The organism is Psychrobacter sp. van23A, from assembly GCF_030845275.1.
GTDB classification, from domain to species: Bacteria; Pseudomonadota; Gammaproteobacteria; order Pseudomonadales; family Moraxellaceae; genus Psychrobacter; species Psychrobacter faecalis.
In genome coordinates this window covers 1,828,149-1,844,555 of sequence record NZ_CP132595.1, presented here as the reverse complement: position 1 = coordinate 1,844,555, position 16,407 = coordinate 1,828,149, and the positions used below count along the sequence as shown (strand labels likewise).

Below are 16,407 nucleotides of genomic sequence, written 5' to 3'. Positions count from 1 at the left end.
AAATGATATAAGCGTTTATTACTAGAAATAGAACAAGTGCCTACGGTTATGTACGAACGTCTACTTTAAGGATATTATTATGAAAGACATGCTTCAATCACCAACGCGGCGCCAACTGCTCTCGATGATTGGTAAAACAGCGGGCGCGACCGCCATGTATCAGGCGATGACGACGTTAGGATTTGCCTCAGAATCAAGCTTTAAAGAAACGATGGACTTAAAAGGGGCGCCTCCCGGTGCTAGCATCATCGTTTTAGGTGCCGGTCTTGGCGGACTGACCGCGGCGTATGAGCTGCGTAAAGCTGGCTATGACGTCAAAGTGCTGGAGTTTCAAAATCGTGGCGGCGGTCGTAGTTGGACGCTGAATAGTGGCGATAGGTATACCGAGCTTGGCGGCGAAGAAGTTACTTGTGATTTTGAAGAGGGCAACTATTTTAATGGTGGGCCGTGGCGTCTACCAAGTCATCACTATGCCGTTTTCCATTATTGCAAACAGTTTGGCGTTGAGATGCAGCCCTTTATTCAAACCAATGACCGTGCTTATCTGCACCGTAGTACTCATTTCAATGGTGTGCCGCAGCGCTTAGGTGATGTAAAAAACGACATCCAAGGACACGTAGCAGAATTATTGTCAAAAGCGGTGAATGTTGGCGGTTTGGATCGTTCTGTGAATAAGGAAGACAAAGAAAAGCTACTTGAAGGCTTAAAAGGTTGGGGCGTGCTCGATAAAGACTACCGCTACCGCGCCAGCAATGCGACCAGTAAGCATCGTGGTTATAGTGTCTTGCCAGGTGGTGGCTTGATGCCTGATGAAACTCCATCAAAGCCTTTACCGGTCAGCGAAATATTAGATTCGGGCATGTGGGCCGATATTTATGGTAATCATATGACCTATGCGCATCAGCCAACGATGTTTCAACCGGTTGGCGGTATGGGTAAAATCGGTGATGCCTTCACCCGTGAATGCCGCGATATGATTGAGTTTAATGCCAAAGTGACTAAGATTCATCAAGATGAAAGCGGCGTTACGGTCAATTATGTCGACAGCAACAGTCCAGATGGCGCGACTAAGACCATCCGTGCCGATTGGTGTGTCTGTAATATTCCACTAACTGTACTGACCCAGCTTGATATTAATGTTTCAAAGCCGATGAAACAAGCGATGGCAGCGGTACCTTATGAGACTTCTTATAAAGTAGGTTTAGAGTTTAATCGCCGCTTTTGGGAAGAAGACGAGTGGATCTATGGCGGCTTGACCTATACCGATATGCCGATAGCCCAAATTGCTTATCCTTCAGAAAATATGTTTAAAGACGGTACTGGGGTATTATTAGGGGCCTATGGTTATGGACCGACCTCATATAAATTTAATACGTTAACCCCGCAAGAGCGAATTAATGTCGCACTTGCCTACGGTAAATATATTCACCCGCAGTATCCAAAAGAGTTCCGCGCTGGTACGTCAGTGGTCTGGCACCGCATTCCTTGGACACTGGGTTGTTATGGTATTTGGAATGAGTCTACCCGCCGTCAGCATTATGACACCTTATGCAGTATCGATAACCGTATTGTACTGACGGGCGAGCATTGCTCACACATTCCAGCATGGCAAGAAGGCGCTATTTTATCTGGCATGGATGCCGCCAAGCGCCTACATAAAAAAGCAAAAATGCTGGGTTAATATGAATAACTATAAAAATTCAGAGGCTATCATGGACAATGCAATCGTAAAGAAGGCAATCGTGAAGAAAAAAGTCATGAGAGAAATGACCCCTAAACTGCTGACTGTGATGTTGCTGGGTGCGATGAGTAGTGCAGCACTTTTAGGCTGTAGTCAACAATCAGACGATGTACAAACGGTGGCAACTCTACATGAGCAAGACCCCATCGTAACGGACGATTATCAAGCAAGCCGTAATACCGGTAGCTGGGGCGGCGTTTACATGAGTCGTGAGGAGCTTACTGCACCAGCCGTCAATGTCGTTGATCACAGCTCGCTTCCTACTATGGATAATGATCCAAGTATTGCTGAATGGGAAACCAAGTTTGAAGGGACAAATGCCTTTGTGACAACAGATGGCAAAAAACTCTACCATGACTCTTGCGCAGCTTGTCATATGCACAAAGGCGAGGGTGCTTATGGTGCCGGCTATTATCCACCACTTGCCAATAACAGCAAAATGCAGTCAAAGTATTACATCATTGATATCTTAATTAATGGCTTTCGCGGTATGCCATCGTTCCATCACATGATGAACGATGAACAGATGGCCGCGGTCACGCAGTACGTGGTCACTGATTTAAATGGTTATACGGATACGGTCACCGCCGCAGATGTTGAACAATTGAGACACGCGGTGCCGCCGGCTAGTGATCCAAGTGATGAATAGGGATGAGTTATGTCACTTAGGATGTTAGCTCATAACTTTTAAAAGTGGATGGCTGATATAAGAATCAAGTTATCATTCTTGGTAAAATAAAAAAGCGCCCGATATGTTTATCGAGCGCTTTTTTATTTGTGATCATTTAGTATAGCATAACCCTATTTTACGCAATAAAGATGGCTAAATTATCTAAGTTATCTAGGGCTAGATGACCAAACTGGGGAGCGGATAGTACCTTGACCAGATTTACCGAACGCTTCGCCGCCGTTTAAGGACTTAATAGTCAGTACGCCTTTACCGCCCTGCTTTGAAGCAAAAACCACGCGCTTACCGTTCGGTGAAAAACTTGGTGCTTCATCGATACCTGTCGCGCCTAAGTTCGCAGTGATGGCGCCGCTACTGTTCATGATGGCAGCTGAACGACCACTTAAAAAGGCGATTTGCGAGCCATCGCTACTAAACTGCGGGCTGGTTGCATAGCCACTATTCGATACTTGCGTGGTACGGCCTGAACCAAACTCATAACGATAAATGCGTGGTTTGTTAAACCCTGCACGGTCACTAACAAAGACAAAAGATTTGCCATCAGGGGCATAACTTGGTTGTACTTCACTGCTTGGCCAATTGGTCAGACGTCGTGGTTGACCGCCACTAGCGCTCATCTCATAAATATCGGCGCTACCCTCAAAGCTACTAGAAAACAATATCTTGCTACCATCGGGCGAAAATGACGGACTAAGGTTGCTACCTGGGAATGGCGTCAATGGCGTAGCCCCGCCGCCGCTTACGCTTTGAATATAGATAACAGGGTGAGACTTATCGCGCTGGACTGAATAAGCAATGCGATTGCCATCAGGGGACCAAGTCGGCGAGAAGATAGAGCCTGCCACTTCTGTGATGGTTTTGGCGTTTTCGCCGTCCGCATCCATGACCTTTAAGCGCGAGATTTTCTCTTTGCCGGTGCCGATTTCTTCGATATAAGCAATACGCCCTGAGAAGTCGCCGGGAATGCCGGTGATCAGCTCATATACTTTGTCCGCAATCACGTGGGCGGCGTAACGCATACTTTCCTTATTATTATCAGCGGTTAACGTTTGCTTGCCTTCGATCACGCGTCCGGTTTTAACCTCAATGACTTCATAATCGGTGACCACTTTACCGCGATTGCTGCGCGTGCTACCGATGACAAGATAAGGGATGCCCATGCTTTGCCAAACGGGTAGGGTACCGGCTAACTCGCTACTGCTATGCGGCTGCTGCGGTAGGTTTTGACTGGTTACTTTTAGCTCAGTTTTGCTCAAATCATTTAAGATAATCGGTGATAAGGTAGAATCGCCAGCAAAGGAGACAAAAGCCACTTGGCTTTGTTGTACCGGAATCTCATAATCCAATTCTAAAACGACAGGCGCCGCCAAGACGCTAGGAGCAAGCAATAAGCTTGAGGCAGTGGCAAGTAAAGAAAGGCATAGTTTTTTATGAATGCGCATAACCAAGTCAAACTCCTAGATGGGGATAATTGTTTTTATAAATGCTAAATCAATGATAACGTTAAAATAATATCGCCGCGGGTGCAAGTTGCTTAAAGTAACGTTAGCAATAATATCGTGTGTGGGCAACTGCTTAATTGCGGCCCTTAAACTGTATGGTAAAAGTGGGGTATTTGGGGTCATCAGCATCAATCGGTAAGCTGCCGGTATTGAGCACCGCTTGTTTGGCGGCTTCATTGACCGCGCTATCAGGGCCTGACGCTGAGACATTCACGACAGCGCCACTGGAATTGACTGTGATGGCCAAGGTGGCACGCTGCGTTGAGCCTTTTGCCGCTGTCGGCGGATTATAGTTGCGTTTGATTAAATTGATGATTTCACTATTACTGGCGCCGCGACTACCGCTTGATGCCGAGCGACTGCTACCCTTTGCAGTACTGGAAGTGGTGGTGTCACCAGATAGTGTTGATTGACCATCATCTCCTAAACTAAGGGTCTGTCCTGCGCTACCTGAGCCGCCCGTATTGATTTCTATATTTCTATCATTGGCGGTAGGACGTTTAATCTTAGGAGGGTTATTTTGTTTATTACGAAAATCTCGCAGCCTTTTTTGCTCTTCTATCAGCTGCGCTCTTCTTTCTTGTTCAACCTGATCATGCTCATCTAGTACAGATTCATCCAACTGCGCTGCCCACTCAGCCATATTGCGCTCATATTCTTGATTTTGCGCAAGTAGGCGCTGGTGTTGCTCTTCGCTCATCAGCATTGGGCGAGGGTTCACCGCCTCGTCAGAACGAGTAAAAACAGGCACGCGCTGCGAAGTCGGCTCGCTTGGATTGTCGTAGCTGACGCTGTCATCAAAGCTGGTCTCTGGCATGCTGGTTGATGAGCCACTTGCACCACTATCGGCTGGCATCGCGCTCGCCGCTGCGGCACGATTGGCCAGTATCTCTCCTTGCATCTCAGCCAATTGCTCAGGAGATATCATCACGGTTTCGATGCTACCTGCGGTCTCGACTTCCATGTTTTGATACGTATAAGCTAGTATGCCAATCACAAGACCGTGTGCCAACAAGCTTAAAAGTGTCGGTAAAGTCAGCCCGTTACCTTCAGGTTCGGTCGGTACATAAACGGTGGGCGCATTACGCATAGTTGGGATACTCAAATACGATATTTATCAAATGAACGACTTTATTATAACCACTTGAGCCAATCAAGGTTAATCTAAGAGCAGGGTAGATAGATTATAAAGAAGGCGCGGGTAACGGTGCACCCGTCAATAGTCCTACCTTTTGGATGCCTGCTTGTTGCAAGGTTGCCATCAGTGTCATGATAGCGCCGTACTGATTGTTTTTATCAGCGTTAATCATCACTTGTAAAGGCTGAGCGCCGACGTCCGTATTTTGATTTTGCAAGTTGGTTAAGGTATCAATCAGTTCCGGCTCACTAATCGGCAGGTCGATATTGTTCTCATAACTGATAAAAATCTCGCCGCTATCGGTCAAGGAAACAATCACAGGCAGCTGACTTTGACTGATGGTATTGGTTTGCTCTTTTGGCAAATCAACATCGACGCCCGTTATCAGCATTGGCGCGGTGACCATAAATATCACCAGCAGCACGAGCATAACGTCGATATAAGGAACGACGTTCATCTCCGCATTTAGCGCTTTTTTCTCACGGCGATAAGGGCTTTGTTTCATAGACCAGTTACCTGAGTACTTTGGCTATTTTGAATGCTTTGATTGGTTTGGCTTACTTGCGTACCTGCTTGCGGAATCTCAATACTGGTCTCGCGTTGTAGCATGCCTGTCATCTCGTCACAAAACAAGGCGCGAGAGTCGTATAAGCGGCTCGCTTTGGCGGTAAAATGGTTATACGCCAATACCGCAGGGATCGCGGCGAATAAACCCATAGCCGTAGCAATCAAGGCTTCGGCAATACCCGGTGCGACAGTCGCTAAGGTCGCTTGCTCGCTTTGCGATAGCCCCAAAAAGGCATTCATAATACCCCAAACGGTACCGAATAAACCGACATAAGGCGCCACCGAACCAATACTTGCCAGCGTCGTTAGCCCCGACTCTAATAATTGCTGCTGACGACCCAATCCAACCCGCAGCTTACGCTCAACGCCGTCGATAATGTCATCTTTAGGCTGACGTTTTTTATGCATTCTTAGGTATTCAGAGAACCCAACATAAAAAATTTGCTCAAGCCCTTGGCGCTCAGGTGAGCCTTGGACGCCTTGATACAGCTTTGCCAAATCTTCCCCTGACCAAAACCAGGTTTCAAACTGCTGGTCAAAATTTCTGGCGGTACCAAGACGCGCACTCATACGAAAAATAATCACCCAGCTGAGCAATGACGCCAATAATAACAATGCCATCACAATCTGTACCAATAAACTGGCTTGGGTGATTAGGTCGATAATATTTAAGGATTCAGGCATGTAAGCGGCTCATGGATAATGAATAATAGTTAATCTAATAAGGGATTTTATATCAACCCGTTAGTGTACTGCTAAATCACGCAAATATCATTAATAATATGTTAATAGCAGTGCATAAATCGCTCTCAATAAATATATGAAAAAAATAATGACAGCACGAGTATTTTATAATATTGTCCATATGGTCAACTAATTTGCACTCTTATACTAAGAAGATGCGCCATTCATTGAAATTTTGAGCGAATTTCACTAGAATGTTATGGTTTGTTGCTGTCATTTTTCATGATGGTTCGTATTTACCAAATTATGTGTGGCTAACGGATTAAAAACATTGTCTCTAACCTTAGTGTATCAGCGTCATTTACAGTCGCAATCTGGAAGCGTCATTTATCGTCGCAATTTGGGTGTATTTTATATGTTTGTTTTAAACGCAGTATCGAGCGTCGCAATTTGGAAGCGACACTTATCAATACAGTTAAATAATGATAATTTACTTACTGCAATTTGGAAGCGACTCTTATGAACGCAATCGAACGCTATTTTGGTATCAATGGTCAAAACACCACGATCAAAACCGAGATTTTAGCCGGTGTAACCACGTTTTTGACGATGGCTTACATTATTTTTGTCAACCCTAACGTCCTTGCTGACGCTGGTATGGATAAAGGTGCGGTGTTTGTCGCTACCTGTCTTGCCGCCGCAGTTGGGTGTTTTATTATGGGGATTTATGCTCGCCTGCCAGTCGCGCTAGCCCCCGGTATGGGACTCAACGCCTTTTTTACGTACGGCGTGGTTTTAGGAATGGGCTACGCGTGGCAAACGGCACTTGGCGCCGTATTTTTGTCCGGTTGTATATTTATATTATTAAGCCTTTTTAAAATTCGTGAATTGATTATCAACTCTATTCCGGACAGTATTAAACAAGGCGTAGTTGCTGGTATCGGTGCATTTTTGGCCTTTATCTCCTTACAAACCGCAGGCGTCATCGTCAATAATGATGCGACGTTAGTGGGACTGGGCGATATGACCGCGTTCTCACCTGCGATGGCGGCATTGGGCTTTATTGTTATCGTTGGCTTGTCGCATAAAAAAATACCCGGCGCGGTAACGATAGGGATTTTATTGGTAGCGCTTATCAGCTTAATTACTGGTAACACACAATTCACTGGCATTATATCGGCACCGCCACCGATAGCGCCAACGCTGATGCAGCTTGATATTGCTGGCGCATTTGACGTAGCGATGATTAGTGTTATTTTTGCCTTTTTATTCGTCGATTTATTCGATACCGCCGGTACCTTGATTGCAACGACCAGTCAAGCAGGCTTAATTGGTAAGGATGGCAAAATACCTAATATGGGCAAAGCGCTACTGGCAGATTCGAGCGCCACGGTTGCGGGTACGCTACTAGGTACCTCATCGACCACCAGCTTTGTTGAGAGTGTGTCAGGTATTGCAGCCGGAGGACGTACTGGATTAGTCGCTGTGACGGTCGGGGTGCTATTCTTATTAAGTATGTTTTTTGCTCCACTTGCTGGTATGATTCCAGGCTATGCAACAGCAGGCGCTATTTTTTATGTCGCTGTACTGATGATGGGTACTCTAAAAGATGTTGATTGGTTAGATCTAACAGAGGCGGCGCCCGTTGTCGTTGTGTTGTTGTTTACACCATTAACCTACTCAATCGCTGATGGTATCGCGCTTGGATTTATTACCTTTGCTGCTATTAAAGTCGTCGCCGGTAAGTTCTCTGACGTGAGCATTCCCGTTTGGATATTAACGGCCGTGTTACTTGCGAAGATTGTGTTTATCTAAGATTGCAATTTAAATTACAATCATTTTCAGTCATTTTTAGTCATTTGATAAATGCTCAGCTTTACGCATAAAAAACCCTTCTTATTTTAAATGAGAAGGGTTTTTTATGCGTAAAGAAAAATACTATAAACGGCTATCTTCGGCACGAAATAAAATGATTACGTTATTAATTCGCTCATACTCTGTATGGGTTTAAGTTAAATGGATGAGATAAATAAAGACAAGTCATTGATTCAAAAACGATTAATTAGCCATAGTAAATATAAATTTATAACTAAAGCGTCATTTCTAATAAGTGGTTAATAACCATTTGTTTTTAAACAGTATTTTGTTTGGTTAAAATAGGTAAATTCGTTAGTTGGAAATTTTTTTTCATGCTACCATGTCGAGGTTAAGCGCATCACCTCAATCAACGCCGTAGAGGTTTTTCTTACAGTGAATTAGTATTCTATAAGATGACAGATAAGTGTTTATTAGAACGTAAGATTGTATAAACTTAGGCTTCTATAAAACGTGCTTGCCTCTGAGCATCACCTCCTTTCACTACTAACAAGAAGAAGGCACTAATGCCGCTTAGCTGTTTGTTGTTGCCTTTATATTGTTAACGTAGCCCGTTTAACACTAAAACGACCTACTTGACCGTTTCCAGCCTATGCTGGATTTTCTCGTTTTATAATGGCGCTGTTTGGTCTTTTGTATATTGCTAATTGGCTTATTTCTATAGTTATTATTTATCCCCTATTCGATATCAAAGATGTTTGTTATCAAGAATAGTAGGGATGAAATTTTAAGAATGTTTAACAATAGTTGCCGCTATATCTTTAGCAATCAAAGCTCCCACCGCACCATTTATTATGGTTTTTAAACGATAGTTATGGAGTTGTTATGAACCCAGTAGACCAATTTACCCCGCAAGAGCCGATTTTATTTAATCCGCTCGATATATTAAAGCCAGCTTATCTCAGTCAATCGTCGAACGAGCTGTTCTCCCGTATTTCACCTTTATATAGTGTGGACGAGGAGCACTGGTTGACGGACTTGTTGCCGCTCGCTAAGCCAACGGATGCCGAGCGTGAAGGGGCTGCTACGCAAACTCGTCAATTGGTCGAACATGTACGTAATGATGGCAAAGCCGTAAAAATGGTTGATTCATTATTGCTTGAATATAGCCTTGATACCCAAGAAGGTATCTTGCTCATGAGTTTGGCAGAAGCCTTGATTCGGGTGCCAGACAATTACACCGCTGATGCGCTTATCCACGATAAAATGAGCGTCGCTGACTGGAAAAAACACATCAAAAATGACAATGGTTTTATGGTCAATGCCTCGACGTGGGGCATGATGATGACTGGCCGCGTTGTCAGTATTGATCGTGATACTACCGCTGCTGGGTTTTTGGACCGTATGACCAAAAAAATGGGCGAGCCGGTCATTCGTAGTGCCATGCAAAAAGCCATGCGCATTATGGGGCATCAGTTTGTGCTTGGCGAAACCATTGAGGGCGCCAACAAAAACAGCCAGCCTTATCGTAATAAAGGCTATACCTATTCGTTTGATATGTTAGGTGAGGCGGCGATTACCCATAAAGATGCGGAAAAATACTTTAACGATTACCTGCATGCGATTAAAGCGACGGCCAGCATCAAGGTAAAAGAAGGTATGCCAAAGCCGTCAGTGTCTATTAAGCTATCAGCATTGCACCCGCGTTATGAAGCGACGCAAGAAGCGCAAGTGATGGGGCTACTGCGTCAGCGTTGCTTGTTATTGATTGAAGCGGCTCGTGAGGTCAATGTCGATATCAGTATCGATGCCGAAGAAGCAGACCGGCTTGAGATTTCTTTAAAGCTGTTTGAATCTCTTTACCGTGATAATTTAACCGCCGGTTGGGATGGCTTAGGGTTGGTGGTACAAGGTTACTCTAAACGTGCGATTGCCGTTCTTACGTGGCTTGCGCGTTTGGCAACTGAAGTCGGTGACCGTATTCCGGTGCGTTTGGTAAAAGGCGCATACTGGGATACTGAAATCAAACTGGCGCAGCAAAAGGGACTGTCCGGCTATCCGGTCTGGACCCGTAAAGAAGGCACGGACACCGCTTATCTTGCCTGTGCGCGCTTCTTATTATCAGAGCATTTGCGCGGTTTGATTTGGCCCCAGTTTGCTACCCATAATGCGCACACGCTTGCTTCAGTGATGACCATGAGCGCGCACCGAGAGTTTGAGTTCCAGCGTCTTCATGGCATGGGCGATGCACTTTATGACCATATTCTGCAAGCTTATAAAATCCCTGTTCGTATCTATGCACCCGTTGGCGCTCATAAAGACTTGCTACCGTACTTGGTACGCCGTTTACTAGAAAACGGTGCCAATAGCTCGTTTGTGCATCAGTTATTAGATAAGTCTTATCCGATTGATAAGCTAACGGTACACCCGTACGATAAGTTATTGAGCAATGCTACTTTGCATAATCCTGATATTCCGTTGCCATTAGATATCTATGGCGCGCGCCGAGCCAGCTTTGGCCCTAATATCTTTGTAGAGTCGCAGTGGCTACTATTTAAAGCCGCTATTGATAGCCATTTGCATAAAACCTGGTCGGCAACTTCTATCATTAACGGCAACGCAGTTGATGCACATAAAGTCGATGGCAATTCTGAAAAACTTGAGTCGCAAACCGTACGCGCGCCTTGGAACCATGAAGTCATCGCCGGTGAAGTCGCCTACGCCAATGCTGATATTGCGCAGCAAGCCATTGATGCTGCCATTGCAGGTCAAAGCGTATGGCGAGCCGTACCTGCTGCCAAGCGCGCGGCTATTTTGCGTAAAGTGGCGGACTTGTATGAAGAAAATTATGCCGAATTGATGGCGCTTTGCCAAATCGAAGCGGGTAAAACCATGCAAGACGGCATTGATGAAATCAAAGAAGCGGTTGATTTTTGCCGTTTTTATGCCGATGAAGCAGAACGTCTCGACGCCAAGGTTTATGAGTTTACCGACTTAGCAGGCAAGCAATCACGTCAAGTGTATAAGCCGCGGGGCACCTTTGTTTGTATCAGCCCGTGGAATTTTCCTTTGGCAATTTATACTGGTCAAATCATGGCGGCGCTTGCCGCAGGTAATACTGTAGTCGCCAAGCCTGCCGAGCAAACCAGCTTAATCGCGCATTTTGCTGTGCAGCTGATGTATCAAGCTGGCGTGCCGGTAGACGCTTTGCAGTTTGTTGTTGGCGCTGGCGAAGTTGGCGGCACGTTGACCGCTGCCGATAATATTGCAGGCGTTATTTTCACCGGTTCAACCCAAACGGCGCAGCATATCAATCAGAGCCTGCATCAGCAAATCAGTGGTGAGTTGCCAGTATTGATAGCCGAAACCGGCGGTCAGAATGCCATGGTTGTCGATTCAACCGCATTGCCCGAGCAAGTGGTTAAAGATGCGGTATTATCTGCCTTTGGTTCGGCAGGTCAACGCTGTTCTGCGTGTCGTATTTTATGTGTGCAAGAAGAAGTAGCGGACAATTTAATCGAGCTGTTACAAGGAACGATGGCAGAATTGGTCGTCGGCAATCCATTGTATGCCGCAACCGACGTCGGTCCAGTAATTGATGCTGATGCCAAGCAAAGTCTGGACGCGCATATCGAACGTATGGCGGCTGAACCAACGGCGACGATCTTGGCGCAGACGCCGATGAGCGCAAGCTCAGTGGTTAGCGAAGAGCGCTCTACCTTTGTTTTGCCAACCGCGATTGAGGTGAAAAGTATCGATGTGATTGGCGGTGAGCACTTTGGTCCGATATTGCATGTGCTACGTTATCAAGCGCGCGACTTGAATAAGCTTATTGATGCGATTAATAGCACAGGTTTTGGTTTGACCTTGGGTATCCACAGCCGTATTGAAAATATCGCCGAGCATATCGAGCGCCGTGCCTTTGTCGGCAACACTTACATTAACCGCAACCAAATCGGTGCCGTCGTTAACGTGCAGCCGTTTGGTGGTTGTGGTCTGTCTGGTACGGGTCCAAAAGCTGGCGGGCCGCATTACGTTGCGCGTCTGATGCAGCTGTGTACTGAGTCGAACACGGCGGTAGAAAATAATAGCACTGAAACCCAAACCCAAATCGCATAAGGAGTAGCAAGATGGCGAATGAATTTAAAAAGAATCATGCCCAAGTTTGTGAAGCTTGGCGGTTATTAAGCGCGGTAGAGCGAGCAACTTATCTACAAGCAGCTGTTGCTAAATTGGCCTTACTTACTGGTGACGCCAATAAAGCCCAGCGTTTATTTACCCATCTATTAAATGCCGCGCCGATGCTCGATGACGTGCAGCGTATGACGGGCGCAACAGGTGAGTCCAATGATTTGTACGTGACTGCTCGCGGCAAAACCATGGTTATCGGCGGCGAATCTGCTCGCGCGATGGCGGTACTTGGGCAATTGGTTGCAGCTTTACTGACTGGCAACGAGGTGATATTGCATTGCCCAAGTCAGAGCGAGATGTGTGTTGAAGCGGCAAAAATATTGCATGACACTGGCATCAGCGATGATGTCTTAAGCGTTGCCAATGATTCGCAAACCATTACACTGCTATATATCGATCGATTAGCGCAAGTTGCGGTCGCAGGCAACCAAAGCGAAGTGCAAGCCATCAGCCAAGAGCTTGCTAAGACCGATGGTATCTTGACGCAGGTCATTGCGGTCACTGATATGGAGGGGATGTCAGAGATGCTAACGCCCGATTATCTGTACCGCTTTGTCACTGAGCGGGTGAGGACCATTAATACCACAGCGATTGGCGGTAATGCCAGCTTGCTCGAGCTTGGCACCGAGTAAGTGCTGTAAAGCTAAATAAAAAAACTAGGATTGTATAAGCGGCGGTCAGTAGCCATTTTCCAAGCAATTTGGGAAATGATTACTGACCGTTTTTTTATTGTTTTATGAAAAATTAAGGATAAAATTAATCAAAAAGGTGGTGTAATGGACAAAATTCATGCTAAAAAGTAGAAGGTAGTCGCTAATGGACATAATTCATGCTATTTGAGTGACTTCGACCCTAAAAAGTCTTTAATAAACCGCAACTTACGCTGCTCACTTAGACCGTGATGACTGTGTAATTGTCGCTTTAACTCACTGAATAAACCTTCAAGAGAATTGGTGGTATTTGGTATGTCTAAATGCCCATATTCTTGGTAAGTAAATAGCCAATCGCTATTGGTTCTGAGGCTGCGATAAGCACTTCTAAGACGTTTGTGAGTGTACCAACTTCTACCAGTATCTTCATTGGTACTACGCTCACTCAGATAGACTTCATGGGTTAAATACCATTGATCTAAGCATTTTGTGAACGTGGCTTTATCAAGCTTAGTTAAGTCTAAAGTGAGCCGTCTAAGCTCAATACTTGCGATATTCTTAGGTCGACGAGTGAGATAGCGAGTTACTATTTGTACCTGATGGAACTGGCACATCTGGCAAGGGGTGTAGGTAAATAACGTACGCAGTCCTCGTCTACCATCACAGGTAATGCTTTGTACATCAACGCCTAACGATGCTAGATGATCAATTCCTTGCTTGTAGGCACTGTTGGTTTCATGACTAACTATCGCGTAGTAAAGAACGGCTTTAGTGGTATTGTCCATAAAAACCATTAAACCGAACTTACGACCGAAGTAAGTGGTATCCATGATGATGTTAGCAGTATTCGGTCGTTTAACTTGATACTGGGTACTGACTTTGTCTAAGCGTCTTTGAAGGGTTTTAAGACTACAGCTATACTTGTCAGCCAGTTGTTTGTAGGTCTGTTTCCCTTGGGTGTATTCAGTCCAAAGGGTCTGGTTATTGAGTCTTTTGCCACCTAAAAACTGCCGTCTGCAAGCTAGACATTGATACTGTTGTTTGCCTAGCTTGCGTCCATTCTTCTTGGTGTGTTTATCATGACAAAAAGGGCAGTTTTTCGATTCATGGCTTTGATTCCTTGCAAATATAGACAGTATATAGCGTTAGACACTACGCCAGCATGAATAATGTCCATTACACCAAAAAGGTTAGCTAAAAATATATAGTATTAAAAAGTTTTTGAATTATTAAACAAAATAATGTGCTTTTTTGAGTTGTAAGTTAAATAAAGTTAGTGCTAGTATAAGTTAACCGTTTAGTCAGCATTTATTCATTGAATGCTAATAGACAGCTTCAACACGGAATGTTGAGGTACTTTAAGCTAAAAAGGAGTGTGACCCATGCTTATATTCTCCGTTTTTTCGATAGGGTAGTTAGCTTTACCTTTACCTATACCCGACCTTTATGACCGCTTTTTAATTGACGCATAGATGATTGGTGAATTAAAAAGTTCAAACCGCAAACCGATTAAGCCTGAGCAAGTCAGTAGTCAGATAGGCAGTCAGCTTATTCAATACCCGTATAACTATCAGTATTGATGTAGGTATGATGATCGTCATCGTATAAACTTTATTAACATGATAATTGAATACTACCTTAGGGCGGTGTCGTAATCACGCCTAACCTTTGCAGATATTGATTGTTAACATTTTATATTCGATTTCAGATAAAACTATAGTTTTTATCTGCCTTTTATTCTGACAGCCGAGCGTTGCTATGATTCGTTTTTATTTGAACGGTCAGTACAAACAAGTCACTGATCTAAACCCGAACACCACCGTTCTTGAGTATCTACGCCTGCATGAAAAGCAAACCGATACCAAGGAAGGCTGCGCGAGTGGCGACTGCGGCGCGTGTACCATCATGGCACAGCGCTTGCCTGCTCATGACGCAGACCAATCTATGCAAGCACCTTTTTATACCCTTAATGCTTGTATCACGCTACTGTCATTGATGGATGATCATCATCTGATGACTGCCGCTTATATCGCCGATAATGCCGCCAATCACCCAGATCGCGCCTTATTGCACCCAGCTCAGCAAGCCATGGTCGATTGCCATGGCTCGCAGTGCGGTTTTTGTACGCCTGGATTTGTCATGACGCTGGCGAGTACTTATGAAAACCAACGTTTGCAAGTGGCAGCAGGACTGGCATCGGACGATCTTAGTTACAATGATATTGTCGCTGCTATATCCGGAAATCTGTGCCGCTGTACCGGTTATCGTCCTATTATCGATGCGGGTTTAGCGATGGGTAAGATTGGCAAGCAGCGCGATGCTGGGCAAATCATTGCTAAAGATTTAACGATAAAACTGGCAACCGATGCAATGGCAAACCGTAAACATGCTGCTAGCAATACTATTGAGCCTGCACTCACTCAAGCATCACGCAAACTTTTTATTCCGCAGTCCATTGACGAGCTCAATCAGGTGTTAGCCGCGTATCCAAACGCAACCATTTGGGCAGGTGGTACTGATTTGGGGTTAAGCGTGACCCAGCACCTGGTCGATCATGAAGTGATTGTGCAACTGTCAGCGGTTGAGGCGCTAAAAACTTGGTCGCTACAAGACTTACATCAACATACTGATGAGAAATCTAGAGTTAATGCCGATAAAGTTAACAGCGACAAGGTTAATAGCGAAATGAAATCGGCAGTACCATCTTTAATATTGGGCGCGGGCATGAGTTATCAGCAACTGCTACCTGTCCTTGAAGAGTATTTTCCAAGTTTTGCTCATTTATTTGAACGCATTGCCTCGCCGCAAATTCGCAATATGGGCACCATTGGCGGTAACGTCGCTAATGCTTCACCGATTGGCGATTTGCCCCCGGTTTTATTGGCACTAGATGCGCAAATTCACTTGCGTCATTGCGCAGCTATTGATGGTAGCGATGCTAATAAAAATGGTTATATTGATGAGATTATACCTTTGCAGGCATTTTTCTTGGATTATAAAAAGACCAAACTGCGCGCTGGTAGTTATATCGTCGCCCTGCATATTCCGCTGTTGCAAGACCATCAGTATTTATATGTTCATAAGGTAAGTAAGCGTTATGAAGACGATATTTCTGCTTGTTTATTGGCAGCAAGAATCGATTTGGTAGCAGATGGGTTGACGATTAAAGATGCAAAATTCGGTCTTGGCGGTATGGCGGCGATTCCTTTATTGGCGACAAATTGTCAGGAAATGCTGGTTGGGCAATCTGTTGAGGTTGCCAGTTTTGAAGCAGCGGCGCAAAATCTGGCGTTAGATGTCTCGCCCATGACGGACGTTAGAGCCAGTCGTGAGTATCGTATGCATGTCGTGCAGCGCTTAATGATTAAATGCGGTAAGCAATTGGTCGCGGATATACAACCTGCGAGCGCTTAACGTTTATCGCCATTTAT

Annotated in this window: 11 protein-coding genes; 6 read left to right on the top strand and 5 right to left on the bottom strand. The window is 45.0% G+C overall.

Features of this window, described 5'->3' with window-relative positions; all coding sequences use genetic code 11:
• Positions 1-79 precede the first annotated feature (79 nt).
• Positions 80-1,681 carry a flavin monoamine oxidase family protein gene (locus RAH45_RS07875; RefSeq protein ID WP_102076755.1) on the top strand — a complete coding sequence of 534 codons (1,602 nt, stop codon included), beginning with the start codon at positions 80-82 and terminating at the stop codon, positions 1,679-1,681.
• 76 nt (positions 1,682-1,757) lie between these two features.
• Positions 1,758-2,390 (top strand): c-type cytochrome, encoded by a 633-nt coding sequence (locus RAH45_RS07870; protein WP_102076762.1) that lies wholly within the window; start codon positions 1,758-1,760, stop codon positions 2,388-2,390.
• A gap of 188 nt (positions 2,391-2,578) precedes the next feature.
• Here RAH45_RS07870 and RAH45_RS07865 read toward each other — a convergent pair whose 3' ends face one another.
• The 4 genes from RAH45_RS07865 to tolQ form a co-directional block, all read right to left on the bottom strand.
• Complete coding sequence (locus RAH45_RS07865; protein WP_306495109.1) at positions 2,579-3,871, bottom strand: beta-propeller domain-containing protein; 1,293 nt, start codon at positions 3,869-3,871, stop codon at positions 2,579-2,581.
• A gap of 133 nt (positions 3,872-4,004) precedes the next feature.
• Positions 4,005-5,021: a cell envelope integrity protein TolA gene (locus RAH45_RS07860; protein ID WP_306495108.1), complete on the bottom strand. Its 1,017-nt coding sequence runs from the start codon at positions 5,019-5,021 to the stop codon at positions 4,005-4,007.
• Between the two features lie 94 nt (positions 5,022-5,115).
• A complete protein-coding gene (tolR, locus tag RAH45_RS07855) occupies positions 5,116-5,574 on the bottom strand; it encodes a protein TolR (protein WP_198328847.1) in 459 nt (152 codons plus the stop codon).
• Positions 5,571-6,320 (bottom strand): protein TolQ, encoded by a 750-nt coding sequence (tolQ, locus tag RAH45_RS07850; protein ID WP_198328848.1) that lies wholly within the window; start codon positions 6,318-6,320, stop codon positions 5,571-5,573. The genes tolR and tolQ overlap by 4 nt, the downstream gene beginning before the upstream one ends.
• A gap of 519 nt (positions 6,321-6,839) precedes the next feature.
• Here tolQ and RAH45_RS07845 point away from each other — a divergent pair.
• The 3 genes from RAH45_RS07845 to RAH45_RS07835 all read left to right on the top strand — a co-directional run bounded on the left by RAH45_RS07845 (position 6,840) and on the right by RAH45_RS07835 (position 12,958).
• Entirely contained in the window at positions 6,840-8,135 is a 1,296-nt protein-coding gene (locus RAH45_RS07845) for an NCS2 family permease (RefSeq protein ID WP_191690933.1), read from the top strand.
• 885 nt (positions 8,136-9,020) lie between these two features.
• Complete coding sequence (putA, locus tag RAH45_RS07840) at positions 9,021-12,254, top strand: bifunctional proline dehydrogenase/L-glutamate gamma-semialdehyde dehydrogenase PutA (RefSeq protein ID WP_198328849.1); 3,234 nt, start codon at positions 9,021-9,023, stop codon at positions 12,252-12,254.
• An 11-nt stretch (positions 12,255-12,265) separates the two neighbouring features.
• Positions 12,266-12,958, top strand: a complete 693-nt coding sequence (locus tag RAH45_RS07835) for a 1-pyrroline-5-carboxylate dehydrogenase (protein WP_198328850.1) — start codon at positions 12,266-12,268, stop codon at positions 12,956-12,958.
• Between the two features lie 200 nt (positions 12,959-13,158).
• Here RAH45_RS07835 and RAH45_RS07830 read toward each other — a convergent pair whose 3' ends face one another.
• Positions 13,159-13,806, bottom strand: coding sequence for an IS256 family transposase, variant Zn-binding type (locus tag RAH45_RS07830; protein ID WP_306495107.1), 648 nt, complete (start codon positions 13,804-13,806; stop codon positions 13,159-13,161).
• Between the two features lie 928 nt (positions 13,807-14,734).
• On the opposite strand from RAH45_RS07830, the gene RAH45_RS07825 reads away from it, so the two are divergent.
• Positions 14,735-16,390, top strand: coding sequence for a xanthine dehydrogenase small subunit (locus RAH45_RS07825; protein ID WP_198328851.1), 1,656 nt, complete (start codon positions 14,735-14,737; stop codon positions 16,388-16,390).
• Positions 16,391-16,407 lie beyond the last annotated feature (17 nt).

Coding starts and splice junctions, on each gene's coding strand:
- RAH45_RS07870 (WP_102076762.1), top strand. CDS start 1,758: ATGAGAGAAATGACCCCTAAACTGCTGACTGTGATGTTGCTGGGTGCG.
- RAH45_RS07875 (WP_102076755.1), top strand. CDS start 80: ATGAAAGACATGCTTCAATCACCAACGCGGCGCCAACTGCTCTCGATG.
- RAH45_RS07860 (WP_306495108.1), bottom strand. CDS start 5,021: ATGCGTAATGCGCCCACCGTTTATGTACCGACCGAACCTGAAGGTAAC.
- RAH45_RS07835 (WP_198328850.1), top strand. CDS start 12,266: ATGGCGAATGAATTTAAAAAGAATCATGCCCAAGTTTGTGAAGCTTGG.
- tolQ (WP_198328848.1), bottom strand. CDS start 6,320: ATGCCTGAATCCTTAAATATTATCGACCTAATCACCCAAGCCAGTTTA.
- RAH45_RS07845 (WP_191690933.1), top strand. CDS start 6,840: ATGAACGCAATCGAACGCTATTTTGGTATCAATGGTCAAAACACCACG.
- RAH45_RS07830 (WP_306495107.1), bottom strand. CDS start 13,806: ATGGATACCACTTACTTCGGTCGTAAGTTCGGTTTAATGGTTTTTATG.
- RAH45_RS07865 (WP_306495109.1), bottom strand. CDS start 3,871: ATGCGCATTCATAAAAAACTATGCCTTTCTTTACTTGCCACTGCCTCA.
- RAH45_RS07825 (WP_198328851.1), top strand. CDS start 14,735: ATGATTCGTTTTTATTTGAACGGTCAGTACAAACAAGTCACTGATCTA.
- putA (WP_198328849.1), top strand. CDS start 9,021: ATGAACCCAGTAGACCAATTTACCCCGCAAGAGCCGATTTTATTTAAT.
- tolR (WP_198328847.1), bottom strand. CDS start 5,574: ATGAAACAAAGCCCTTATCGCCGTGAGAAAAAAGCGCTAAATGCGGAG.